This window comes from Acinetobacter sp. 22323, assembly GCF_052044895.1.
Classification (GTDB): Bacteria; Pseudomonadota; Gammaproteobacteria; order Pseudomonadales; family Moraxellaceae; genus Acinetobacter; species Acinetobacter schindleri.
This window is the reverse complement of the sequence record NZ_JBQEOL010000017.1, coordinates 46229-70660: the sequence shown is the minus strand read 5'-3', so window position 1 is coordinate 70660 and position 24432 is coordinate 46229. Positions and strand designations below refer to the sequence as shown.

Below are 24432 nucleotides of genomic sequence, written 5' to 3'. Positions count from 1 at the left end.
CCGCTTTAGCTTGCCATGATCACATTCAATCACGTTATTTTTATACTTAATCTGCCTGTGCTCAAGGTCTGGTGGACATTTACCTTCCCGTTTTAACCGTGATAAAGCACGTCCGTCCTGAGATAGGATTTGAACAAGATTTTTACCCGAAAAAATGCCTTAAAAATCAATGGGTAAAAACTGGGTAAAGCATCTTTTTAATTTGTTAAAAACTCAATAAAATCAGTATATTATAAGATTGGTTCAACTGACGCCACCTCCACCAAAATTCTTCTTATAAAAAAGCCACTTATATAAGTGGCTTTTTTATTAAGTATTTTTTCTACTAATTAAAATTTTATTATCATCATTATCTTTAGTGATCACTTTAAATATAAATTAGTGTGAAAGTAGTTCTGAATCTTAAATTTTATAAGTTTTATTGAGCTTAATAAAAAAATAATAAACCGAAAAAAAATAGTTTTTCTGCAAACTTATTTGAATAGAAATAAAGATAATTTTATTTGATCCAATAAGGTGAATTACATTCATAAAATTTTATTGGGATTTTTAAAATTATACGGCAAAAGTATGAATATTATAGAAAAATATGCTTTATCTTCGGTGTAATTACGATGCTAAAGGAATATTTCATAAGAATAATCAAAGCAGCTTTCGCTGCTTTGATTATTCAGTAGAAGCAGATCAGGCAGCTTCAATTCTATCTGTAATCAGCTTAACTCCAGTCGCAGCTTTAATCTGCTCCAGTGTGACATCTTGAGCGAGTTCTACCAGAACCACTCCGCGTGAAGTAATATCCATAACGCCGAGATCAGTAATGATCCGGTTGATGACACCTTTACCGGTCAGCGGCAAGGTACATTGAGGAACGATTTTCGGGGAACCGTCTTTCGCCGTATGCTCCATTAGTACTACGACTTTCTGCACACCGGCTACCAGATCCATGGCACCGCCCATACCTTTGACTTTCTTGCCCGGAATCATCCAGTTGGCAAGATCACCTGTTTCGGAGACTTCCATAGCGCCTAAAATAGCGATATTGACATGACCACCGCGAATCATGGCAAAGGATTCTGAGCTGGAGAAGAAAGCTGCACCTTTACGAGCAGTGACTGTCTGTTTACCGGCGTTAATCAGGTCTGCATCAATCGTCTCTGAAGTTGGGAATTCATCAATCCCTAGCAGACCATTTTCAGACTGGAGCCAGACGTTGATATTTTCTGGAATATAGTTGGCGACTAAGGTTGGCAAGCCAATACCGAGGTTGACATAGAAGCCATCTTCCAGTTCCTGTGCCGCACGTTGAGCCATTTCATTTCGAGTCCAAGCCATGATTATGCTCCTGCCTTTAATGTCATTTGTTCAATGCGCTTATCCGGTGAAGCATTGACAATAATTCGGTTTACATAAATTCCAGGTAGATGAATATCATCCGGATCAAGTTCACCAATCTCTACGATCTGCTCAACTTCAGCCACAGTAATTTTCCCGGCCATGGCACATTCAGGATTGAAATTACGCGCAGTTTTACGGAAGACTAAATTTCCTGCCTTATCCGCTTTATAGGCTTTTACCAGTGCCACATCTGCGGTTAATGACTTTTCCAGGATAAATTCTTTACCATCAAATTCACGGACTTCTTTGCCTTCGGCAATCAATGTGCCGACACCTGTTTGGGTGTAGAAAGCAGGAATTCCAGCACCGCCCGCACGCAGTTTTTCTGCCAGTGTTCCTTGGGGTGTCAGCTCCACTTCCAGCTCACCATTCAGATATTGGCGTTCAAATTCCTTGTTCTCACCGACATAAGAAGAAATCATTTTTTTGATCTGCTTGGTTTGCAGCAATTTGCCCAAACCAAAATCATCCACACCGGCATTATTGGAGATGCAGGTGAGGCCAGTGACACCGGTATTTTTTAAGGCTTCTATGAGTGCTTCAGGAATGCCGCATAAACCAAATCCACCGACCGCCAGTATTTGATGATCTGCCACGATATCCGCTAAAGCTTCCTGAGCATTCGCAACGACTTTATTCATCAGAAATCCCTTCCTTTAAAAATTTAAGCATCCATCTTGGCTTCGCGAGCGCTCTGGTCTAATTCATCCGCATGCAAGAAGTGTGTATGTGAAGGTGCGCGTTTGGTTTTGCTCCATTGTTCCAGCATGTCATACTTCATTGCTTCGGTAATCATGGCAATTTTCTGGTGTGCTTTTTCATCATCATAAGCCAGTTCCAGACGATGACCATTTGGATCGAAGAAGTAAATCGAATGGAAAATGCCGTGATTGGTAATGCCCAGTACATCTACGCCATTGGCTTCCAAATGTTCTTTGGCCTGAACTAATGCCTGACGATCCTTCACTTTTAAGGCAATGTGCTGCACCCATTTCGGGGTGTTTTCATCGCGGCCCATTTCCGGTTGGGTGGGTAGTTCAAAGAAGGCCAACACATTGCCATTGCCTGCATCTAAAAACAGATGCATATATGGGTCGAAAGCCTTGGTAGATGGCACATGATCCTCAGCAAAAGCCAGAATAAAGTCCATATTCAGGTTCTTTTTGTACCATTCCACGGTTTCTTTGGCATCTTTACAGCGGTAGGCGACATGGTGAATTTTTTCGATTTGAATGGTCATACTTATATCCTTATATATTCTTATGCTGCATCGGGCTGCGCTTCAGGTGCAGCTTTTTGAAATGCGTCTAGTGAGTTGCAATGGGCATAAATCGATTCAATTTTCGGGAAATCCAAAAGATCAATGTTGAAACGTTTGGCGTTATATACCTGTGGAATCAGACAGCAATCTGCAAGACTCGGCTGATCTCCAAAACAGAATTGGCCATTTGAAAGCGTTAATTGAGCTTCGAGCGCTTTTAAACCGGTGATGACCCAGTGTCTGTACCATTCGGTTTTCTGTTCATCGCTGGCACTCAGGGTTTTACTAAGGTATTGAAGTACACGCAGGTTATTTAAGGGATGAATGTCGCAGGCAATATTCAGACTAAAGGCCCGAATCAGCGCACGCTGTTGCAAATCCTTGGGCAACAGGGGAGTTTCCGGAAATTTTTCTTCCAGATATTCAATCATGCTGAGCGACTGGGTCAGCGTGAAATCATCTTCAATTAAGGCAGGGACCAGCTCACCCGGATTGACCTGTCGAAACGTTTCACTATGCTGTTCGCCGCCGTTGTTTACCAGATGAACCGGAATATGTTCTGCTTTGAGTTCTTTCAGGTTGAGCGCAATACGAACCCGGTAAGCGGCTGAACTACGAAAATAGGTATACAGTTGCATGGTCATGATTTCACCCCGGCTTATTCAGTAAAACCGAAGTTAATCGCTGGCAGAATTTTGCCGCTCACAGCACCGAAACCGATACGAAGGCCATCTTTTTCACAATGGCCTTTCATGATTACGGTGTCGCCGTCCTGAATGAAAGTGCGCTGTTCACCATTCGACAAGGTAAGTGGCTTGGTGGCATTCCAGGTAATTTCCAGTAATGAACCATAAGAGTCTGGCGTAGAGCCGGAAATCGTGCCTGAACCCATCAGATCACCAACCTGTACATTACAGCCTGCTATGGTGTGATGAGCCAGCTGCTGTGCCATTGACCAGTACATATATTTAAAATTGGTCTTACAGATCACATCTGCTTGATCTGAATGTTCAGGCTGGATCTCGACAGACAGATTGATGTCATAGCTATTGCTACTGTTGTCTTCACGCAGATAAGTCAGAGGTTTGGGATCTTGAACTGGTGAACTGGTTTTAAACGGTTCAAGTGCTTCCAAAGTGACGACCCATGGCGAGATCGAAGAAGCGAAAGTTTTGGCATTGAATGGACCTAGGGGCACATATTCCCATTGCTGCAAATCGCGCGCCGACCAGTCATTAAATAGCACCATACCAAAAATATGGTCCCAGGCATTTTCAATTGCAATTGGCTTACCTAGATGATTTGGCTTGCCAATAATAAAACCGGTTTCCAGTTCGAAGTCGAGTTTGCGGCATGCAGAAAAGACTGGACGTTCAGAATCCGGTAATTTGATCTGTCCGGATGGACGCACGATTTCTGTACCGCTAACAATTACGGAGCTGGCACGACCGTTATAACCGACTGGCAGCTCTGACCAGTTGGCTAACAGTGCATTTTTCGGATCACGGAACATACAGCCAACATTGGTGGCATGCTCTTTAGATGAATAGAAATCGGTATAACCCGGGATATACACCGGCAGATGCATTTTGACATCTGACTGTTTAAAGAAAACCTGATCACGGAGTTCCTGATTGTCACGCAATTCGGCATGATCGGCTGACAATAATGCTTGTAACTCTGCTCGTACTTTAGACCAGTTGGCTTTACCCGACTCAATAAAGGCATTCAGAGTCGGCTGGTTAAAAAATTGCTGGCCTTGTTCCAGCTTTAAATAACCCTTTGCTTCCAATGCTGCCAGGTCAACCACCCATTCTCCAAGTGCAACTCCGGCACGTGGTTGAGCATTCTGCTTATCACTGAAAATACCATAAGGCAGGTTTTCTAAAGGGAAATCTGAATCAGGAGCGATGTCGACAAATGACTTTAAACGCGTCGTCATAAATATGGATCCTTTCCGTGGAAAATTTAAGTGCTATACAGAATCATACTTATATTTTTAAATTACGCAATAAATAATTTGATTATGAATAATGTAAATTTGTTAAAATGCCGCTATGATCTGAATCTGGAATCAGATTTGGCTGAGCAAGATTTTTGATTTCAGTAGTACAATGGCTTGATAGAACCATGAAAATTAATGCGTATATGCAGGATGAAACGATGAACGTTGAGGAAGAAAAATTACAGGGAGGAGTACAGTCTCTAGAAGTAGGATTAACTGTACTCGATGCATTGACTGAACATAATGCACCGATGATGTTAAAAGAGCTGTCAGAAGTCCTGTCCATGCATCCTGCAAAAGTACATCGTTATGTGGTGAGTCTGATACGTAAAGGTTATGCCCAGCAGCTCAGTGATGGACGTTATAGCTTGGGTGAGCGAGCTCATGCATTTGGCGTCAATGCCTTAAAACGTACCGATATGCTGGAATTAACCCAAAAATATATTATGCAGATTCAGCAGCATTTAAATTGCAGTATTCATGTCAGTAAATGGTTTGCCGATGGTGCCGTCGTGGTTCAGTCACTTGAATCTAACCACGTATTTAATATCATTACCCGGGTCGGCTCACGTATGCCTTTACTAAAGTCGGCAACTGGTCGTTTACATGCCTGCCTTCAGCCAGAACACATCATCAAGCCTTTGCTGGAAAAAGAGTGGGCGAGTAGCGCTAAAGCAGATCAATATCCTGCGAACTGGAAAGAATTCTTGCAACTTAAAGAGAACATTCTGCAGCAGGGCTATGCTTCAGTAACCGGCGATATGATGGTAGGCATCCATGCGGTGGCGATTCCAGTATATAACTTCAGTCGACAGCTTGATCATGTTATTACCTGTATTGGCACCGAAGACCAGTTGCCAGCAGACCAGATGCAACAGGCTATTGATTATCTGCTCGGGATTCAGCAACAGATTGATGCCTTGTTTAATCCAGAGGTCGCTGTCTAACACTTTCACTGATTGCATATCACTTATAATCATTTCATAGATCCAGACCTGATTGAGGTGCTGGATCTTTTTTATATCCAACTTTTGATCGTTAGAGAGAAATTAAAAAGCGGCTTAATTATGAAATAAAACAAGAATACTTATTCTTTTTTAATGGATATAAAATCTTATAGAGAATTGAATAGAGATTCATAACTATCAGATACTTTAGAGTTCGTATAACAGCCTTTATGTTAAATAGGTGGGGTGAGACATCAAGTTTAATCATAAAGTGCATGATTATAATCAACTCCTAGACCTAACCTCGATAAGTTATTTATTGTTTCTGATTCAAATGAAATGATGTCTTCATGCTGAATATAATTATCATAGCTACAAATTAAGCGAGAGCCATTAGGTATGAAAAAATCCTTAACCTTTTCTAATGTAGAGAATTGATTTAAGTAGTTATTTATAAACTTATTTTGTAATAAAAATATATGAAATGGCTCAGAAAATTCGTCATATTGATTAATATTTTTCGGATCCTTAATAACCTCTTTCCAGTCTTTGCTTCCAAGGAGGTAATAATGGCAGGGAATAATATCTAAGTCTTTATAATAAGGGCCCACTCTTTTAGGAAGATTTCCTCCAGACATTTCAAAGTTGATATTGTTATTAATTAGTGCTTTTTTAAACAACTCTTTTTGTCGATATTCAATCCCTATACAGATATGAAGTGTTCTAAGCATAAAATTCCCCTAAGAAAAAGTGGATACTTAGCTCCTATAAAAGACTATAGTAGCTGAATCAATTCTTAATGCCCCGGAACATAAATTTATTAATACTTATGAAGTCTTTCTAAAATTAACATAATACACGTTATACGGAAAATATTTAAATTTATCTTTTATAAATTATTATCTTACTGTATGAGAAAAAATCCGATCATCACAGATCGGACTTTTTTTATGATTTTTCATATTTAACGCTTAATAAAGAAGCAATGTTCCACAATTTTATGTGGTTTCATTTAATCCTAGTGCAGAACAAAATGTCCAGATGAAATAAGAATAGATATCCCAGTATTATTGATTTTGCTTACGAACATAACCTGACTCTATTTTTATTTAAAAAGATCAAATCACCATTCATAAAAAAGCCTTCGAGCACTCAAGCTAGAAGGCATTTAAAAACTTAATTATTTCTAAGCGATCAGTGGTTCAGCTTCACTTTGCATTTTAATCACAGCCGCCATCGACTTGGCAACATAATCAATATTGCTGAGGTTCAGACCCGCCGTACACATCCGGCCACTACGAACCAGATAAATACCATAATGCTGTTTTAACAGATCCACTTGCTCAGCAGTTAAGCCGGTATAGCTAAACATGCCTTGTTGCTGGGTCAGGTAAGTAAAATCGAGTTCTGGCAATGCCTGAGACAGTTTTTCTTTGAGTAAGCCACGCATGCGTAAAATACGCTGGCGCATTTCTTCAACTTCAGTTTGCCATTGCTTAAACAGTTCAGGATCATTTAACACCTGACTGACCAATAGAGCGCCATTGGCCGCTGGACTTGAATAAATCCGGCGAACTGTAGCTTTTAACTGACCCAACACATTTTTCGCACTGCTACCATCATCACAGACAAAGCTCAGGCTGCCAATTCGTTCTCCATATAAAGAAAAGATCTTGGAAAATGAATGGCTCACGATGAAGTGCATTCCGGCCTGATCAAGTGCACGGATGGCATAAGCATCCTGTTCCAGACCCTGACCAAAACCTTGATACGCCATATCCAGGAACGGAATTAAAGATTGGGCTTTTAAAACTTCAATGACTTGATCCCATTCATGTGGCTGTAAGTCGGCCCCGGTCGGATTATGACAGCAGGGATGTAGTAGCACGATGCTCTGCGCTGGCAACTGTTTTAAACATTCCAGCATTGCCGGAACATTTACGGCATTGGTTTCTGCATCATAATAAGGATAAAAATGGGTTTGAATACCAGCGCCACTAAAGATCGCAATATGGTTTTCCCAAGTCGGCTGACTGACCCAGATTTCTGATTCTGGAAAATATTTCTTTAAAAAATCTGCGCCGACTTTCAGCGCTCCCGAGCCGCCCAAGGTCTGAATTGTGACTACACGGCCTTGCTCGCGAGCAGGGCTAGAAGTTCCAAAAATTAATTTCTGTGTAGCCTGGTTAAAGCTGTTCAGTCCATCCATCGGCAAATAGACACGAACTTTATGATAGTCAGGGGTCAGATAAGTATAAGCTTTCTGAACTGAGTCTAGCTGCGGCACAATGTTATCTTCATTGTAGTACAGACCGATACTTAAGTTGACTTTGTTACTCCGTTGATCTTTGTTGAATTCTTCCATTAAAGAAAGAATCGGATCACCGGCATAGGGGTCAATATGTTGAAACATGAATCTATCCTAATCTAATTAATATAGTATTACGCTTCTGGTAAAGAGCTGATTTTGGTCGTATTTAACACAGCTGTCTGATTTTCTTTTTTACGTTTGAAGAAATAAGCAATCATTAGAAGTCCAATCCAGACCGGGATCATAACAACCGCAATTCGCATTTCTGGGGTACTGCTCATAATCAGCAGAATACCGCCCATAAATACGATACATAAATAGTTAGTGAATGGGTAAGCCACACTTGGAAAATCTGTTCTGGTCTGCATGCGGTTCATGGAGGTCTTGAATTTTAAATGGGTATAGGAAATTACCACCCAGTTAATCACAATGGCTGCGACCACCAGCATCATCAGCATGCTAAAGGCTTTTTCTGGCACCAGATAATTCAACAAGACACATAGGAGCGTACAGAATGCCGAGACCATAACGGCATTGACCGGAATACCACGCTGATTGATTTTAGCTAGAAATTTGGGAGCATTACCTTGTTGAGCTAATCCCAACAGCATGCGGCTGGTACAGTAATTAGTACTGTTATAAACCGAAATCGCTGCGGTTAAAACCACAAAATTCAGAACTGCGGCCACTGTCTGGCTACCAAGCGAATCGAAAATCAGCACGAAAGGACTGCCGCCTTGCGCCATCATATTCCAAGGATAAAGCGATAGAATCACCACCAGGCTCAGGATATAAAATAACAGAATACGGTAAACAATCTGGTTCACTGCTTTAGGTAAGGTTTTTTTCGGGTTATCTGTTTCTGCCGCTGCAATGCCGACCAGTTCAATACCGCCAAAAGCAAACATGATCATGGCCATCGCCATAATCAGGCCCATAATCCCATTCGGGAAAAAGCCACCCAATTGCCATAAATTTTCCAGACTGGATTGGCTGTGACCACTGCCACTGGCCAGTAAATAACTACCGAAAGCAATCATGGCAATAATGGCGCCGACTTTAATGATCGCCAGCCAGAATTCCATTTCTCCAAATAATTTTACGTGAAGTAAGTTGATTACATTAATGAAAATAAAGAAGCCGAGCGCAGACACCCAGGTTGGGATTTCGGGCCACCAGTAATGCACATACAGGCCGACAGCGCTTAATTCGGCCATACAGACCAGAATGTTCAGTACCCAATAATTCCAGCCAGACATAAATCCGGCAAACTTGCCCCAGTATTTATAAGCGAAATGGCTAAAAGAACCGCTGACAGGTTCATGTACAATCATTTCACCCAACTGGCGCATCATTAGAAAAGCAATCAAGCCTGCAATGGCATAACCCAGAATAACGGAAGGCCCGGCCAGCTTGATGGTTTGTGAGATGCCGAGAAACAGGCCGGTACCAATGGAACCACCCAGTGCAATAAGTTGAATATGCCGGTTACTTAAACCCTTTTTCAGGTTTCCTTGTTCAATATGCTGCATTTTTATTTATCATCCATGTGAGATTAAGTACTGAACAGTGATGATGGGCTTTATTATTTTTATACCGTCATCGGTGCAGAATCTTAAGTTTTATATAAGCGTATATCTTGAAGCAGAGGCAGTAATACCGATGCATATGACACTACATGCATCGGTATATTTTAAACAAAGATCAGGCTTTCGAGATGTCCAGAACGCCACGTTTGATCTGATCGCGTTCAATGGATTCAAATAAGGCTTTAAAGTTCCCTTCACCGAAGCCATCGTCATCTTTGCGCTGGATAAACTCAAAGAACACCGGACCAATCATATTTTCAGAGAAAATCTGTAACAGCAGGCGTTTATTACCGTCTTTGGTATTGCCATCCAACAGGATGCCGCGTTTTTGCAGTTCATCTGCCGGTTCACCATGATTTGGCAAGCGCTCATCCAGCATTTCATAATAGGTGCTTGGCGGCGGTGTCATAAACTTGGTACCTAAGGCTTTAAGCTTGTCCCAGGTTTCCAGAAGATCATCACAAATAAAGGCAATATGCTGAATGCCTTCACCATTAAATTCATTTAAGAATTCAGCAATCTGACCATTACCTTTGTCTGAATCTTCATTCAGTGGAATACGGATCTTACCGTCGGGCGCTGTCAGGGCTTTAGAAGTCAGGCCAGTGTATTCACCTTTAATATCGAAATAGCGGATTTCCTGAAAATTGAAAATCTTTTCATAGAAATCTGACCAGTACTGCATACGGCCTTTATACACATTATGGGTTAAATGATCGATTTCATTTAAACCTGTACCCAGTGGACGGGATGGAACGTTATCAAAGAAAATAAAATCATTCTGGTAAATGTCACAATCCACCAGGAAGATTGGAGAACCGCCAATACCTTTAATCGCCGGAATGTTCAGCTCCATTGGACCGATTTTGTTGTAAATTGGCTCTGCACCTATTTCAATTGCTTTTTGAAAAGCTTTCGCAGCATTCTTGGTACGGAATCCCATTGCACAGGCAGAAGGACCATGCTCTTTATAAAAATATGCTGCATATGATTCAGGCTGATAATTCAGAATGATATTAATATTGCCTTGGCGCCATAAGTAAACATTTTTCGATTTATGCTTCGCCACTTTCGTGAATCCGATGGTTTGAAAAACAGGATCCAGCTGGCCATCTTCAGAGACAAATTCAATAAATTCGAATCCGCACAGTTCTAATGGATTGGCTAATTCATTCATACAACATCCTCATTATTTAAAAGCAATCCTATTGCTCATCTTTTACTGTCTTGTTCAGGACTCACGGATGTATCACTGCCATTTTATATTGAGTAGACAAATCCGTTTGCCTGACTTCTTTTACTTACTGAACTGCATCGCTTCCTGATGCATACAAGAAAAAGAAGGAATTTACCTCATCATACTGGATATAAGATATTATTCAATACGTAATTTAATTACGTAATAAATAATAAAGTAAAATAATGGGGTAATTTATAACATAAATTAATGTTATTCATAAAAATATTTTTTAGATAATTCCAGGAAATTAATGCACGGGAAATGTAGCTTTTTGTAAGGCTAAGTCGTCTTAAACGAGCTATTTTGTAAGGCCTGCTGAGCTCAGGTTTTTAGGAAAAGAACCTGAAAAATTGAAATATGCAGAACTTGGTTTTAAATTGATTTTCCACAAAGAGAGAAAAAACCTTTAAATGGTTAAAGGTCTTACTGTTTGGAAAGAATTTAATCTGTCAGTTTTTCCACTTCTATACTTTCACGATAGATACAGGCAGCCTTTATACAGTAGGAAAACACTAATTACCCCGGCCACCGCATTGTCATAGAAATGGGGTTTCCGACCGATTAAGGTATTTTCAAAGTAGCGGTCTGTAATCAGCGCAAATGAAAAAGCAAGGCATATGGTCGACTTGGACATCGACAACTTTATAAACATTTTAGTGGCTTGGAACAGCTGCAAAGCACTTTATAAAATCTGCAGCAGATCAAGAAGTACCTGCTATTACAATTCGAAGAATAAAAACACAACAAAGAAACTGGCCTTTTGCCAGCTTAGGTCGAATATAGAATGCACAAATGCGTTATCTCTTATCTACGCAGAGGTGAGATCATGAATATTGCAAAAAATACCATCTGCCTTTGGTACGATCACGATGCTGAAGAGGCTGCACGGTTTTATGCAGAAACCTTCCCAGATTCCTCAGTAGGAGCAATAGTCCTTGCGCCTGGAGATTATCCGTCAGGAAAAAAGGGAGATGTCATTACAGTCAATTTTACGGTATTGGGTATTCCATGTATTGGTTTAAATGGTGGACCAGAATTTAAGCATAATGAAGCTTTTTCCTTTCAAGTGGCCACACAAGATCAGGAAGAAACGGACCGATACTGGAATGCGATTGTGAACAATAGTGGGCAAGAAAGTGAATGCGGCTGGTGTAAGGATAAATGGGGAGTTTCCTGGCAGATTATCCCCATGGCTTTACTTGAAGCATCTTACAGTTCAGATCCTGCAGTAGCAAAAAGGGCATTTGATGCCATGCTTAAAATGAAGAAAATTGATGTAGCAATAATTCAGGCAGCGATTCGTGGTTAAGTCATGTGGACTGATACAGCTTGTATATCTGATGTTTCCGATGAAGCGAGTCACTTTATGAATAGACATAGATTGAGCTAAATTTTAAAAATCTCGCGCTTTTTATTTGTACCGACTCAGATTTAAACTTTAATGAATTGTCAGCTTGAGTTAAACAATACTTTTATAAAAAAGCCTTTGGATTTTTAGAGCCAAGGACTCTAAATCTTCTACTATGAGCTTGGTTTTACTGGCTTTTAGGAGCTTGGTAGTGAGTAAGTTACAAACTCATTATTAATCTTTATCAAGACAGAAATTGAGAATTTTATTTATAAGTTTTATATATAAATAATAAGGATTAAAGCAGCTTAAATCATAAAATCTTGCAGCATAAAATTGTAATTGATTGAAAAGCTCAGCTTATAAATTAGCGTCATTCCTTCAAATTTTGATAGAAAAGGCTAAACCATTTTTTAAAAAACCGCGTATTATTTCTGCATTCCTTTTTAACATTGATGTTGAGACTATGATTCGCAATGACTGGACGCGTGACGAGATTCAGGCACTTTATGATCAACCACTGATGGATCTGCTATTTCAGGCACAGCAAATTCATCGTGAGCATTTTGATGCCAATACCGTACAGGTCAGCACCTTACTCTCTATTAAAACCGGTCGTTGTCCGGAAGACTGTAAATACTGTTCCCAGTCTGCCCATTACGATACAGATCTGGAAATTGAAAAAAGAGTAGAGGTACAAAAAGCCATTGCTGAAGCAAAGCAGGCGAAAGAATCAGGATCGACCCGTTTCTGTATGGGCGCAGCATGGCGGAATCCGCATGAGCGCGATATGCCTTATGTGCTGGAATTGATCCAGGAAGTAAAAAAGCTGGGTATGGAAACCTGCATGACCTTAGGTATGTTGAATGCCTCTCAGGCAGAACGTTTAAAAGATGCTGGACTGGATTATTACAATCATAACCTCGACACTTCGCGTGAATATTACGCGAATGTCATTAGCACCCGAACTTTTGACGATCGCTTAAATACTTTAGACCATGTCCGTTCAGCTGGAATTAATGTATGTAGTGGCGGGATTGTCGGGTTAGGTGAAGGTAAACAGGACCGTGTGGGATTATTGTTTGAACTGGCGACCATGCCAATTCACCCAGAATCGGTACCAATTAATATGCTGGTGCCAATCGAAGGAACACCGCTCGCCGATGTAGAAAAGCTGGATGTGATTGACTGGATCCGGACGATTGCCGTAGCACGTATCATCATGCCAAAAAGCTATATCCGTCTGTCTGCAGGCCGTGAGTCTCTATCTGATTCCGATCAGGCCCTGGCATTCATGGCAGGTGCTAACTCACTGTTCTCAGGTGATAAATTACTGACTGCACCGAATAGTGGTGAAGGCAAGGACAAAGCCCTGTTTGCCAAACTGGGGCTAAAAGCGGAAGCACCGAAGAAAACCGGCCGCGAGCTTGCTATGGATGCCATGCAGCCTGCTTAAATTTTGCAGCTGTATATCAGGGATCATTCCGGAAGAGATTGATCCCTTTTTTATTGAATAGATGACAAAAAATAGGGAACAGGATTGATGAAAATTCTGCTCATCAGCGGCTGGGGACTGGGGACTCAGGTACTGAATGAATTTGTACAGCAGCTAGAACAGCAGTTAACACCACAGCATCAGATCGAAGTCTGGGATATCTTTGACCCGAATAATGCAGCAGTACTGGCAGAAAAGGTACAGGCTGCAGCTGATAAAGATGTACTGATTGGCTGGTCACTTGGCGGGCAGTTAGCATTGTTATTGGCTAATGCAATCTATCAGCAGATACAAGTCGCCAAGCCCGTAATTGCCTGTATGTCAAACCCTTGCTTTGTGGCGCAAGAGAACTGGCCTCACGCGATGCCTAAAGCGCAGTATGAGCAGTTTAAACAGGCGGTGATGTTACAACCTCAACAGGCTCTAAAACGCTTCTGTGCACTGGTCACTTTGGGTTCAGTAGCACCACGAGAACGGGCAAAACATTTACAAGAGCAGTTGGTAAATATTGATTTATCCTATCAGCAGGCTCATCTCTATCTTTTAGAACAATTAAGTTTGGTAGATATCTTAAAAAGCTATCCTGGCAAGATGCTATTTATAAGTTCTGAGAACGATATGTTAGTTCCCTACAAAGTTATACAAAATATTGCACATTTCAATGCAGATCATCTGAACTTGGTAAAAATTTCAGCTGCGCACGATGCTATCCTGTTCGATACCAGTTTGGTCATTGAGCCAATCTTGCAATTTTTACCAGAACTTCGTTAATCAAAAAGTCTCTGAATATCCACTGGATGTTCATTTCAGAATTAAACCGTTAAGATCAGGACAGCGCTATTGTTTAGGTTATTTTCCGTGCACGATTCTTTTGATCAGCAGCATATCTGGCATCCCTATACTTCCATGAGTCATCCTTTGCCTTGTTACAAGGTGAGGGCGGCACATGGTGCTGTAATTGAACTGGAAGATGGTACGCAGCTGATTGATGGGATGTCGTCCTGGTGGTGCACGATCCATGGTTATAACCATCCAGAGCTGAATCAGGCGGTGCAGACCCAGTTGCAATCCATGTCACATGTCATGTTTGGTGGCCTGACCCATCAGCCAGCGATTGATCTGGCTAAATTGCTGATTGAGATTACTCCAGAGCCACTGGATCGGATTTTCTATGCCGATTCCGGTTCGGTTGCTGTGGAAGTGGCTTTGAAAATGGCGGTACAATACTGGCATGCCCGTGGTCAGGCACAGAAAAGCAATTTTGTTACTACACGTTCTGGCTATCATGGCGATACCTGGAATGCTATGTCGGTCTGCGATCCGGTCACGGGCATGCACCAGATTTTTGGTTCTAGTCTGCCGAACCGTTATTTTGTTCCGGCACCACAAAGCCGTTTTGATGGTGAATGGCAAGCTGATGATATCCAGCCACTGGAACAATTATTAGCAGAAAAGCATGAACAGATTGCAGCCATGATTATTGAGCCGATCGTGCAGGGAGCAGGTGGTATGCGCCTGTATCATCCGGAATACCTGCGCCAGGTACGTCAGCTGTGTGATCGTTACAATATTCTGTTAATTCTGGATGAAATCGCGACTGGTTTTGGCCGGAGCGGCAAACTGTTTGCCTGTGAACATGCGGGTATTAGCCCAGATATCATGTGTCTGGGCAAGGCGCTGACTGGCGGTTATATGACCTTGTCAGCTACACTGACAACTGTGCATGTCGCAGAAACCATTTCCAGTGGTGAAGCTGGCGTATTTATGCATGGCCCGACCTTTATGGCGAATCCACTGGCCTGTGCTGTGGCACTCAAAAGCACCCAGCTTTTATTGTCACAGGACTGGCAGGCAAGAGTGCAACAGATTGAACAAGTATTAAAAGACCATTTACAGCCATTAAATGCCTTGCCGCAGGTTGCGGATATCCGCGTACTTGGCGCGATTGGAGTCGTGGAGTTACAGCAATCTGTTGATCTGGCTAGCTTCCAGGCAGAATGTGTACGCCGTGGCGTATGGATTCGTCCCTTTGGTCGGTTGGTCTATGTGATGCCACCATTTGTGATTTCTGCTGAACAACTTAAAACTTTACTGGTGCATATGTGCGAGATGATTCAGGCAATGGGAGCAACAGCATGAAGCATCTGGAATATTTTCAGCAGCATCTGGAATATTTTCAGCAGCAGCTGGATGATTTGAAACAGCAGGGCCAGTATCGCCAGTTTAAACAGGGGATTTCCAGCCAGCCTTATCTTCAGCTGAATGGGATGGAGATGCTGAATCTGGCATCCAATGACTATCTTGGTCTGGCGGCCGATCTGCAGCTGCGGGAAGAATTTTTTGACCTGACACCGCTTGCTGAACGACAGATGAGTGCCAGTTCTTCGCGCCTGCTGACTGGAAATTTCCCGGCCTATAAACAGCTGGAGACCAGCATGGCACAGGCTTTTGGTCGTTCGGTGCTGCTGTTTAATAGTGGCTATCATATGAATATCGGGATTCTACCAGCATTGGCGGATAGCAAGACCGTTATTATTGCCGACAAGCTGGTACATGCCAGCATTATTGATGGTATCCGTTTATCCAATGCCAGCTATGTACGCTACCGGCATAATGATCTGGAACATCTACAGCAGCTTTTAGTAAAGTGTCAGGCAGATGAAAATATTCAGCGCATCATTGTCGTCACTGAATCCATTTTTAGTATGGATGGTGATGAAACGGATCTCGGTGCATTGGTGGCACTCAAACAGCAGTTTGATAAGGTCATGCTGTATGTGGATGAAGCCCATGCTATTGGTGTGCGTGGTGAACGCGGGTTGGGTTGTGCCGAGCAGTATCAGGTCATAGACCAGATTGACCTGCTGGTCGGGACTTTTGGCAAGGCACTGGCTTCAGTCGGTGGCTATCTGGTCTGTCATCCGCTTATTCGTGAATATCTGATCAACAGCATGCGTCCGCTAATTTTTAGTACTGCACAGCCCCCAATCTGTATGGCCTGGACGCATTTTATTTTCCAGAAAATGCAAGAAATGCAGGAAGAGCGCCAACAGCTTGCCAGTCTGGCTAGTCGCTGTCATCAGGGCATTCAGGCCTTGGGTTATGCTTGTCCATCCAGTTCTCAAATTGTACCGGTAATTATTGGCGATGCAGCCAAAACCGTCGCTGCAGCAGAATATGTACAGCAAAAGGGTTTTTATGTCCTGCCAGTACGTCCACCGACTGTACCGAAAAACACTTCCAGATTGCGAATCTGTTTACATCAGCAGGTCAGTCCGGCACAGTTGCAACAGTTGCAGGATGCTCTGCAGGAGTTGCCACGATGAAAACTGATCAGGTCGCGCAGCGCTTTGCTCAGGCACAGTCCAGCTATGAAGAGCATGCTATTGCCCAGCGTCGGGTAGCAATGGAACTGGTCCAGTATATGCAAGCGCATATTGCGGTAAATTTACAGCGTATCTTGGAAATTGGCTGTGGTTCAGGCCTGTTTACCCGCCAGTTGATGCAGCATTACAGTTTCGACCAGTTGTTTTTAAATGACCTTTATCCAGAAGTTAAACAGCATTTTGAGGAAGATGGCCGGATTTACTGGGGAATTGGCAATATCGAAACTTTGCCACTTCCACAATCGCTGGATCTGGTGGTGTCCTGTTCTGCCTTGCAATGGGTGCAGCATCTGGACGCTTTATTTGTGAAAATTCATCAGGCTTTAAATCCGTCTGGCTGGTTCTGCTTTGCCAGCTATGCACAGGACAATTTAAAAGAAATTAAAGTATTGACTGGACAGGGGCTGAAATATCGCTCACTTCCACAAATGGTTGAACTGCTGGAATCTTGTGGTTATGAGGTCCTGATGCAGGAGGAACAGCGCCTGATTCTGGAGTTTGAACATCCTCGCGAGGTACTGAAACATATCAAGGCCACCGGCGTACAGGCGACGGCAGATGGTTTCCGCTGGAGCAAATCTTCTTTGCGGCTTTTTTATGAGCAATATCAACAATTCCAGCTACCAGATGATAGCCAGAAGTATCCTTTGACCTATCACCCGATTTATCTCATTGCACGGAAGCGCTCATGAACGCAAACATCTATTTTGTCAGCGGTATAGATACCGGTATTGGCAAGACCTATGCCACCGGTTTTCTGGCCAAAATCTGGAATGCGCATGGCATTCGTACTATTACCCAGAAGTTGATCCAGACTGGCAACACTGATCTGTCTGAAGATATCGAACAGCATCGCCAGATTATGGGCTGCGGCTTGCTGCCAGAAGATCAGCAAAAGCTGACTATGCCGGAAATTTATAGCTATCCGGCATCACCCCATCTGGCAGCACGTTTGGACCAGCGTCCAGTAGACTTTCAAAAAATTGAACAGGCCACACAGCAACTGGCCGCACAGTTTGACCGTGTTCTGCTGGAAGGAGCAGGTGGTCTGATGGTGCCACTGACAGAAGACCTGCTCACCGTAGACTATATTGCCGCACAGCAGCTTCCTGTCATTCTGGTAACCTCAGGTCGTCTTGGCAGTATCAATCACACTCTGCTCAGTCTGGAACTGCTCAAACAGCGTAAGATTGAGCTGTATGCGCTGGCATTTAACCATGCCGATGATGCTCAGGATGCAGTCATTGCACAGGATACTATTCAGTATCTGCAGCAATGTTTGCAAAAGGATTTTCCAAATGCACAGTGGCTGGATATTCCGGTATTTCAGGAAATCTGAATCTCTTTTTTAGCCTGGTAGTATGGCGCTATGCAATAAAGAAAATTCATCCGGAACATTTTCTGTTGACCGGACTTGAGCTGTCGAGAATGTGAAATTTATAGCGTACTGCAACAAAAGCCTGCCTGATCCGGACAGGGTAGTCATTCAGCTAAACCTTTTTCTGCCAGAAAGTATTTTAAGTTGAAGCGTAGCTCTCTGTCTGATCCTGCTACTGTAACAAGATGAAATTCTCAATTTAGATATTATTTTTGTGGCTTGGCGCATTCCTGTTCAAAGTATGCGGTTGTACTTTTCCTGAAATGAATAAGCTCTGGAACATGAAAATTAATTTCTTATATTCAAAAATTTATAAAAATTAAGAATGAAAATAAGGCTTTCATAATAAATATATATATTATAAGGTTGTAATATTAAAGTTGAGTATAATGCTTGGATTTTGATCTAAGCTCAGCCTCAATATTTCTTCACTTCGGTCAATTCGAGAGAATGTTTTGCTGAAACGTAGTGGGTTACTGTTGGCATGTGCAACGCTGCTATTACAGTTTGCTGTATATTTACAGCCGCTATTACCGGAGCAATACCATATTGCCCCGGTCTGTCTCTCTATTACACATAATCTTCTCTCACCGAAGCAGCATCAGCATGTACACGCAAGCTATCATGCGTTGATTGACCATCTGGGGGCCGAATCCGGCCATCATCATGACCATAATGAACATAACCATCAATGCCAGTACTGTACCGTATATGGTGACATTGTTCTGCCATTTAATTTTGGTATTGATGAGGTCATTGACCGGATTCAGGTCAAGCTGAGTTTCTATAAATCGGCTTACCGACATGTCTATTTTTCCCTGCAACGGCTGTATTTGCTACCGCAAGGCAGGGCACCTCCTGTCACGCTTTAATACGCCAAGTCCGGTAAGGCATGACCTTGCCGCTATCTAAAACGTTTTAAAGAGTGAAATAACATGAACATCACAAATTTCGCATGGTTGACCCATGGCGGAGCGAAGCCGCTCAGCTTGGAAAAAGGGCAGAATGCAGATATTAAAGTCCTACAGATTTGCAACATTGTGAAAATCGTATACGGCCTAGACTACAAAATAATGAAGCCATTTCAGCTGTTTAAGCTGAAGTTCTCTCACCAACAACTTCTACAATAAGGTGATGACATGGATTTAGGTTTAACTGCGCTGGAACTGGCACGTATCCAATTTGCCTTTACTGTCTCCTTTCATATTATTTTCCCTGCGATTTCCATCGGTTTGGCCAGCTTTCTGGCCGTCCTGGAATGGCGCTGGCTGAAAACCCAGGATCCAGTTTACCGGGATCTGTTTAAATTCTGGATCAAAATCTTTGCATTGGCCTTCGGTATGGGGGTGGTCTCTGGTGTGGTCATGAGTTATCAGTTCGGCACCAACTGGAGTGAATTTTCCAGGGTGGCTGGAAGTGTCACTGGACCGCTACTGGCTTATGAAGTCTTAACGGCTTTTTTCCTGGAAGCCGGTTTCCTCGGTATCATGCTCTTTGGCTGGGATCGGGTCGGTCCGAAAACCCATTTTTTTGCTACGGTAATGGTTGCCCTCGGCACTTGTATTTCCATGTTCTGGATTCTGTCCTCTAATAGCTGGATGCAGACCCCGCAGGGTTTTATTATTGAAAATGGCATCATCATGCCGCAGGACTGGTTTGCTATCGTGTTTAACCCGTCTTTTCCGTATCGTCTATTGCATATGGGGATTGCTGCCTTTCTGGTTTCGGCACTGCTGGTAGCGGCTACAGCTGCTTGGCATCTACTTAAAGGTCGCCGTGATGCACTGGTCAAAAAGTCTTTTTCCATGGCGATGTGGATGATTCTGGTGCTGGCACCCCTACAGGTAATTGTAGGAGATTTTCATGGTTTAAATACCCGTGAATATCAGCCAGCCAAGATTGCTGCGATTGAAGGACACTGGGAAACTAACCGTGGTGAAGGCATGCCACTTTATCTGTTTGGTATTCCAGATATGGAAGCCGAAGAAACCAAATATGCTATCGGCATACCAAACTTGGGCAGCCTGATTCTGACCCATAGTATGGACGGTGAAGTGCAGGGTCTAAAAGATTTTGCGCCTGAAGACCGCCCAAACTCGCTGGTAGTGTTCTGGAGCTTCCGCATCATGGTCGGTCTGGGCATGCTGATGCTTTTGATGGCGCTGGCGGGTCTGATCTTGCGTAAAACGGGTCGTTTCTATGAAGCCCGCTGGTTGCACCGATTCGCCTTTTTCATGGGACCTTCCGGATTTATTGCTTTACTGGCAGGCTGGTTTACTACGGAAGTGGGCCGTCAGCCATGGGTGGTCTATGGGGTTATGCGCACTCGTGATGCACTCTCACCTGTATCAGCTGAACAGGTAGGACTTACTCTGATTATCTTTGTAGTGGTCTATTGTGTCGTATTTGGTGTCGGGATTTATTACATGCTGAAAATGATGCATAAGGGACCAGAATTTATCCATGCCCGTCCGCATACTGAGGGTGAAGTCATCCGTGCGTCTAAACGTCCAATGAGTACCTTTGAGCAAAATGAAGAGGATGACCGTGCTCAACGTGATCAGGAGAATAACAAATGATTGACCTGTCATTGATCTGGATTGCGATCATCGCGCTCGGTGTACTGATGTATGTGGTACTGGATGGCTTTGACCTGGGTATAGGCATTCTGTTTCCCTTCTTTAAGGATCAGCATGAACGCGATGTGATGATGAATACCGTGGCACCGGTTTGGGATGGTAATGAAACCTGGATGGTACTCGGTGGAGCAGGTCTGTTTGCAGCCTTTCCACTGGTCTATTCAACCGTGCTGTCCGCGCTATATATGCCGATTATCCTGATGGTCATCTCACTGATTTTCCGAGGAGTTGCTTTTGAATTTCGCTTTAAGGCACATCGTGGCAGGCACTGGTGGGACATCGCTTTTATTGGCGGTTCGCTTCTGACCTCTTTCTTGCAAGGCGTAATTCTTGGCGCTTATATTCAGGGCATTAAAACCACGAATGGCATTTATAGCGGTGGTGGACTGGACTGGTTGACTCCATTTTCGCTGTTTACCGGAGTAGGTGTGGTAATCCTGTATGCAACTCTAGGTTGTGGCTGGCTGATCTTTAAAACCGACCACGAGTTACAGGACAAGATGTTCCAGCTGATGCCAAAACTTATCATTGTGTTATTACTGGTCTTTGGAGCAGTTAGTCTGTATACGCCACTGGCACATCAACAGATTGCCGAGCGCTGGTTTAGTCAACCACAGATTTTCTATTTCAGTCCGGTGCCGATACTGGTTGTATTATTTACATTTATGGCGCTGCGTGCTTGTAAACGCCGTCAGGAATTTGCACCGTTTATCTATACCTTGGCGCTGGTGATCCTGGCTTATACCGGTTTTCTCATTAGCCTTTGGCCTTATATCATTCCGCCAAGTGTTACCCTTTGGGAAGCCGCCGCACCGCAAAGCAGTCAGCTGTTTTCCTTGATTGGTGCATTGATCCTCATCCCAATTATCCTGTTTTATACCGGTCTGTCTTATTGGGTGTTCCGGGATAAGGTACGGGTAGGTGATGATGGCTATCATTAGGCTTGTGGAGGAAACAGGATGAAACTGAATCGGGCAGGTTGGTTTATTGTGTTATGGCTTGCAGGCTTTGTCACAATGGCTCTCATTGCAGGCTTTTTCCGCTTCCTGCTAAAGCTGGCATATTGATTGTGTAGTAGGTCTCAAGATTCTACATTTTTCTTAAGACAATAAAAAAACCTCCCGATGTGATGGGAGGTTTTTTTATCTGTTTTCAGCTTTAGGATTAAAATAATAATACTGTCAGGCAGGTGTTGATCTGTATTCAGGAGAAGAAGTAAAACATACAACAACCCAGACCAAACTTTGAATCAGCAGAATTACAATTCTCTCCAGATTGTATTTTCATCTTTTAGTGCAACAGTAAAGTTAAACTGGTTGTCTGTAGTGACCAATAGACTGGTTGGTGTTTGCATAACTACTTTCAGCACTGTACCTTCTTCATAAATAATTGGCGTGCAGTTTTCTTTTTCCAAGGTGATTGGCTTCAGTAGTTCAATTACAGAGCTTTCCATGAGTTAACTTCCCGCGGTTATTATGTTTACTATTCATTCAAGGATAGCATAATTTTTCTTTGTTATTTAATAGTTTTTGCAAAATGAAAAATTGGAATGATCCCTTTCAATAGTGCATATCGCTGTAGTGTAGGATGGAAAATAACCATATATCGTATCTGTTCTGTACAGGCTTGTTAACTGATGTTAAAACCAACAAAGGATGGATCACAGGATTCGTCACATAAGTATTCAGTTAACTACATACATAATGATTCATGCTTATAAATAGATTGATAAAAATAAGCAGTTTTCAGGCAGATATTTTTTTGATCAGGTTGAAAAACCTGTTGTGAACTGCTTTACACTGCTGCAGATTTCATCATGATTGATTGACCTGAGGTCTACTAAAAATAAGGAGCATGCAAAGGACATGTTTAAGTCTTTCTTTCCAAAACCCGTCTGGTTTTTTCTCAGCGTGGTGGTGTGGTTCTTTATCAACCTCGCGATCTGGCATAGTGGAGGTTCAAGCTGGGGCAGTTATGTGGGTTTTAGCGAAGGCTACCATGAAGCGACGATGGCGATTGATATCAGCCGTTTCTGGTCACAGAAATTCCTGTGGTTCTATCTCTGGTTCCTGACTGCAACTGCGCTTTTTGCAGGATTCTGGTATGTGGTAGCGCGCCATCCCTGGCAGCGCTGGTCGGTGTGGGGTTCGGCCTTTATCCTGTTCAATATCTGGTTTGGAGTTCAGGTCAATGTTGTGCTGAATGAATGGTACAGTCCGTTCTATGACCAGATCCAGAAGATGCTGACCAGTGGTGGTGGGGACGTAACTTTGCTCTATCAGGGCGCATTGGTCTTTATCTATATCGCGATGATCTATGTCACCCTGGCAGTATTTAACATGTTCTTTGTCAGTCATTATGTGTTCCGCTGGCGGACAGCAATGAATGATTACTATACGGCTTACTGGGAAAAGCTGCGGCATATTGAGGGGGCGTCACAGCGTATTCAGGAAGATACCATGCGCTTTGCTCGCAGCACTGAAGAACTTGGCGTTTCCTTTATTGAATCGTTTATGTTGCTGATGGCTTTTTTGCCAGTTCTGTACAAGCTTTCAAGTCACGTCAAGACCTTACCGATTGTAGGTGAAATTAGTCACGCGCTGGTCTGGGCATCCTTGGGCTGGGCGGTCTTTGGTACAGTGGTATTAATGGTCGTTGGTATGAAACTGCCAGGACTGGAGTTTAATAACCAGAAAGTCGAAGCGGCTTACCGTAAAGAACTGGTATATGGGGAAGATCATGCCGAACGTGCCCAGCCATTGACACTAAAAGAGCTGTTTAGCCGGGTGCGCTGGAATTATTTCCGCCTGTATTTCCACTATGCCTATTTCAATATGGTACGGATCTGGTATTTGCAGCTCGACAATATCTATGGCCTGTTTGTGCTATTTCCGAGTATTGCAGCGGGAGCAATTACTTTGGGTCTGATGATGCAGATCCTGAATGTGTTTAATAAGGTCCGTGAATCATTCCAGTACCTGATTTTGTCTTGGCCAAAGATTATCGAGTTAATGTCGATCTACAAGCGTCTGAAAGCGTTTGAATCTCATATTCATTAAAAAATAGTGTTTGGTATTTTAAAAAGACCAGCCTTATGGCGGGTCTTTTTTATATCAACTCAGGATTGGCCGGAGTATCCGATGAACGGTCAATTATAGGCAAAATATTTGTAAAACCTCCCAATTTGGGGATATTCAGTGAATATTCGCTTGACTAGAATCCTAAGGGCCAAACGTGTTTGGTACTTAATTTTCAACCCCGCTGACGTATAAAAATAATAAATGTACGTTGATGAAAATTAAGTATTTTAATGCTCATAAACTGAATGCGTATGGTGGAGAGTGGTTTGCTATACAAGTATAAAAGCTCGATCCAGCCTGCCAGATGAGTGACCAAAGAAGTACGTACTTCCTTCTTTGGTCTTTTTTCTTGAGCAGG

The 24432-nt window shown here is 42.7% G+C and carries 23 protein-coding genes and 2 pseudogenes; 13 read left to right on the top strand and 12 right to left on the bottom strand.

Going from position 1 to position 24432, the window contains the following annotated elements; translation table 11 throughout:
• From ACTJIX_RS11775 to fahA, 6 genes and pseudogenes are all read right to left on the bottom strand, one after another.
• Nucleotides 1-111 (bottom strand): annotated as a pseudogene (locus ACTJIX_RS11775) (DDE-type integrase/transposase/recombinase); the annotation flags it as partial.
• A gap of 573 nt (nucleotides 112-684) precedes the next feature.
• Complete coding sequence (locus ACTJIX_RS11770) at nucleotides 685-1332, bottom strand: CoA transferase subunit B (protein ID WP_076753177.1); 648 nt, start codon at nucleotides 1330-1332, stop codon at nucleotides 685-687.
• A gap of 2 nt (nucleotides 1333-1334) precedes the next feature.
• Nucleotides 1335-2036, bottom strand: a complete 702-nt coding sequence (locus tag ACTJIX_RS11765; protein ID WP_076753178.1) for a CoA transferase subunit A — start codon at nucleotides 2034-2036, stop codon at nucleotides 1335-1337.
• 23 nt (nucleotides 2037-2059) lie between these two features.
• Entirely contained in the window at nucleotides 2060-2635 is a 576-nt protein-coding gene (locus ACTJIX_RS11760) for a VOC family protein (RefSeq protein ID WP_004893350.1), read from the bottom strand.
• A 20-nt stretch (nucleotides 2636-2655) separates the two neighbouring features.
• Entirely contained in the window at nucleotides 2656-3294 is a 639-nt protein-coding gene (gene maiA, locus ACTJIX_RS11755) for a maleylacetoacetate isomerase (RefSeq protein WP_076754872.1), read from the bottom strand.
• A 20-nt stretch (nucleotides 3295-3314) separates the two neighbouring features.
• Complete coding sequence (gene fahA, locus ACTJIX_RS11750) at nucleotides 3315-4598, bottom strand: fumarylacetoacetase (protein WP_076753179.1); 1284 nt, start codon at nucleotides 4596-4598, stop codon at nucleotides 3315-3317.
• Between the two features lie 188 nt (nucleotides 4599-4786).
• On the opposite strand from fahA, the gene ACTJIX_RS11745 reads away from it, so the two are divergent.
• Nucleotides 4787-5608 (top strand): IclR family transcriptional regulator, encoded by an 822-nt coding sequence (locus tag ACTJIX_RS11745; RefSeq protein WP_348903035.1) that lies wholly within the window; start codon nucleotides 4787-4789, stop codon nucleotides 5606-5608.
• A 260-nt stretch (nucleotides 5609-5868) separates the two neighbouring features.
• Here the strand turns inward: ACTJIX_RS11745 and ACTJIX_RS11740 are convergent, their stop codons facing one another.
• The 5 genes and pseudogenes from ACTJIX_RS11740 to ACTJIX_RS11720 form a co-directional block, all read right to left on the bottom strand.
• Nucleotides 5869-6339 (bottom strand): hypothetical protein, encoded by a 471-nt coding sequence (locus ACTJIX_RS11740; RefSeq protein ID WP_262467295.1) that lies wholly within the window; start codon nucleotides 6337-6339, stop codon nucleotides 5869-5871.
• 455 nt (nucleotides 6340-6794) lie between these two features.
• A complete protein-coding gene (locus ACTJIX_RS11735; protein ID WP_348903037.1) occupies nucleotides 6795-8021 on the bottom strand; it encodes an amino acid aminotransferase in 1227 nt (408 codons plus the stop codon).
• Between the two features lie 29 nt (nucleotides 8022-8050).
• Nucleotides 8051-9451, bottom strand: a complete 1401-nt coding sequence (locus ACTJIX_RS11730; protein WP_348903038.1) for an amino acid permease — start codon at nucleotides 9449-9451, stop codon at nucleotides 8051-8053.
• A 172-nt stretch (nucleotides 9452-9623) separates the two neighbouring features.
• A complete protein-coding gene (gene hppD / locus ACTJIX_RS11725; protein ID WP_004893356.1) occupies nucleotides 9624-10685 on the bottom strand; it encodes a 4-hydroxyphenylpyruvate dioxygenase in 1062 nt (353 codons plus the stop codon).
• A gap of 504 nt (nucleotides 10686-11189) precedes the next feature.
• Nucleotides 11190-11346 (bottom strand): annotated as a pseudogene (locus tag ACTJIX_RS11720) (spinster family MFS transporter); the annotation flags it as partial.
• A 228-nt stretch (nucleotides 11347-11574) separates the two neighbouring features.
• Between ACTJIX_RS11720 and ACTJIX_RS11715 the strand changes: the two are divergent.
• From ACTJIX_RS11715 to ACTJIX_RS11665, 11 genes are all read left to right on the top strand, one after another.
• Nucleotides 11575-12057, top strand: coding sequence for a VOC family protein (locus tag ACTJIX_RS11715; protein WP_071319916.1), 483 nt, complete (start codon nucleotides 11575-11577; stop codon nucleotides 12055-12057).
• Nucleotides 12058-12562: 505 nt separating this feature from the next.
• Nucleotides 12563-13552: a biotin synthase BioB gene (bioB, locus tag ACTJIX_RS11710; protein WP_008305604.1), complete on the top strand. Its 990-nt coding sequence runs from the start codon at nucleotides 12563-12565 to the stop codon at nucleotides 13550-13552.
• A gap of 87 nt (nucleotides 13553-13639) precedes the next feature.
• Nucleotides 13640-14362: an alpha/beta hydrolase gene (locus ACTJIX_RS11705; RefSeq protein ID WP_348892356.1), complete on the top strand. Its 723-nt coding sequence runs from the start codon at nucleotides 13640-13642 to the stop codon at nucleotides 14360-14362.
• An 87-nt stretch (nucleotides 14363-14449) separates the two neighbouring features.
• The gene (gene bioA, locus ACTJIX_RS11700) at nucleotides 14450-15730 is read left to right on the top strand and encodes an adenosylmethionine--8-amino-7-oxononanoate transaminase (protein WP_262467298.1); all 1281 of its coding nucleotides are present in this window, start codon (nucleotides 14450-14452) and stop codon (nucleotides 15728-15730) included.
• A complete protein-coding gene (locus ACTJIX_RS11695) occupies nucleotides 15727-16917 on the top strand; it encodes an 8-amino-7-oxononanoate synthase (RefSeq protein WP_262467299.1) in 1191 nt (396 codons plus the stop codon). The genes bioA and ACTJIX_RS11695 overlap by 4 nt, the downstream gene beginning before the upstream one ends.
• The gene (gene bioC, locus ACTJIX_RS11690; protein ID WP_076753188.1) at nucleotides 16914-17669 is read left to right on the top strand and encodes a malonyl-ACP O-methyltransferase BioC; all 756 of its coding nucleotides are present in this window, start codon (nucleotides 16914-16916) and stop codon (nucleotides 17667-17669) included. Before ACTJIX_RS11695 ends, bioC begins: the two co-directional genes overlap by 4 nt.
• Nucleotides 17666-18316, top strand: coding sequence for a dethiobiotin synthase (bioD, locus tag ACTJIX_RS11685; protein ID WP_076753189.1), 651 nt, complete (start codon nucleotides 17666-17668; stop codon nucleotides 18314-18316). The genes bioC and bioD overlap by 4 nt, the downstream gene beginning before the upstream one ends.
• Before the next feature lie 494 nt (nucleotides 18317-18810).
• Nucleotides 18811-19227 carry a hypothetical protein gene (locus ACTJIX_RS11680; protein WP_004811008.1) on the top strand — a complete coding sequence of 139 codons (417 nt, stop codon included), beginning with the start codon at nucleotides 18811-18813 and terminating at the stop codon, nucleotides 19225-19227.
• A 267-nt stretch (nucleotides 19228-19494) separates the two neighbouring features.
• On the top strand, nucleotides 19495-20934 hold the full coding sequence (locus ACTJIX_RS11675; RefSeq protein ID WP_004811005.1) for a cytochrome ubiquinol oxidase subunit I: 1440 nt from the start codon (nucleotides 19495-19497) through the stop codon (nucleotides 20932-20934).
• The gene (gene cydB / locus ACTJIX_RS11670) at nucleotides 20931-21935 is read left to right on the top strand and encodes a cytochrome d ubiquinol oxidase subunit II (protein WP_004811002.1); all 1005 of its coding nucleotides are present in this window, start codon (nucleotides 20931-20933) and stop codon (nucleotides 21933-21935) included. The genes ACTJIX_RS11675 and cydB overlap by 4 nt, the downstream gene beginning before the upstream one ends.
• Before the next feature lie 18 nt (nucleotides 21936-21953).
• On the top strand, nucleotides 21954-22061 hold the full coding sequence (locus tag ACTJIX_RS11665) for a hypothetical protein (protein ID WP_017401650.1): 108 nt from the start codon (nucleotides 21954-21956) through the stop codon (nucleotides 22059-22061).
• A 191-nt stretch (nucleotides 22062-22252) separates the two neighbouring features.
• Here ACTJIX_RS11665 and ACTJIX_RS11660 read toward each other — a convergent pair whose 3' ends face one another.
• A complete protein-coding gene (locus ACTJIX_RS11660) occupies nucleotides 22253-22447 on the bottom strand; it encodes a hypothetical protein (RefSeq protein WP_004810999.1) in 195 nt (64 codons plus the stop codon).
• Nucleotides 22448-22859: 412 nt separating this feature from the next.
• Here ACTJIX_RS11660 and sbmA point away from each other — a divergent pair, with 412 nt between their 5' ends.
• Nucleotides 22860-24053 carry a peptide antibiotic transporter SbmA gene (gene sbmA, locus ACTJIX_RS11655; RefSeq protein WP_004810997.1) on the top strand — a complete coding sequence of 398 codons (1194 nt, stop codon included), beginning with the start codon at nucleotides 22860-22862 and terminating at the stop codon, nucleotides 24051-24053.
• The last annotated feature ends 379 nt before the right edge of the window (nucleotides 24054-24432 follow it).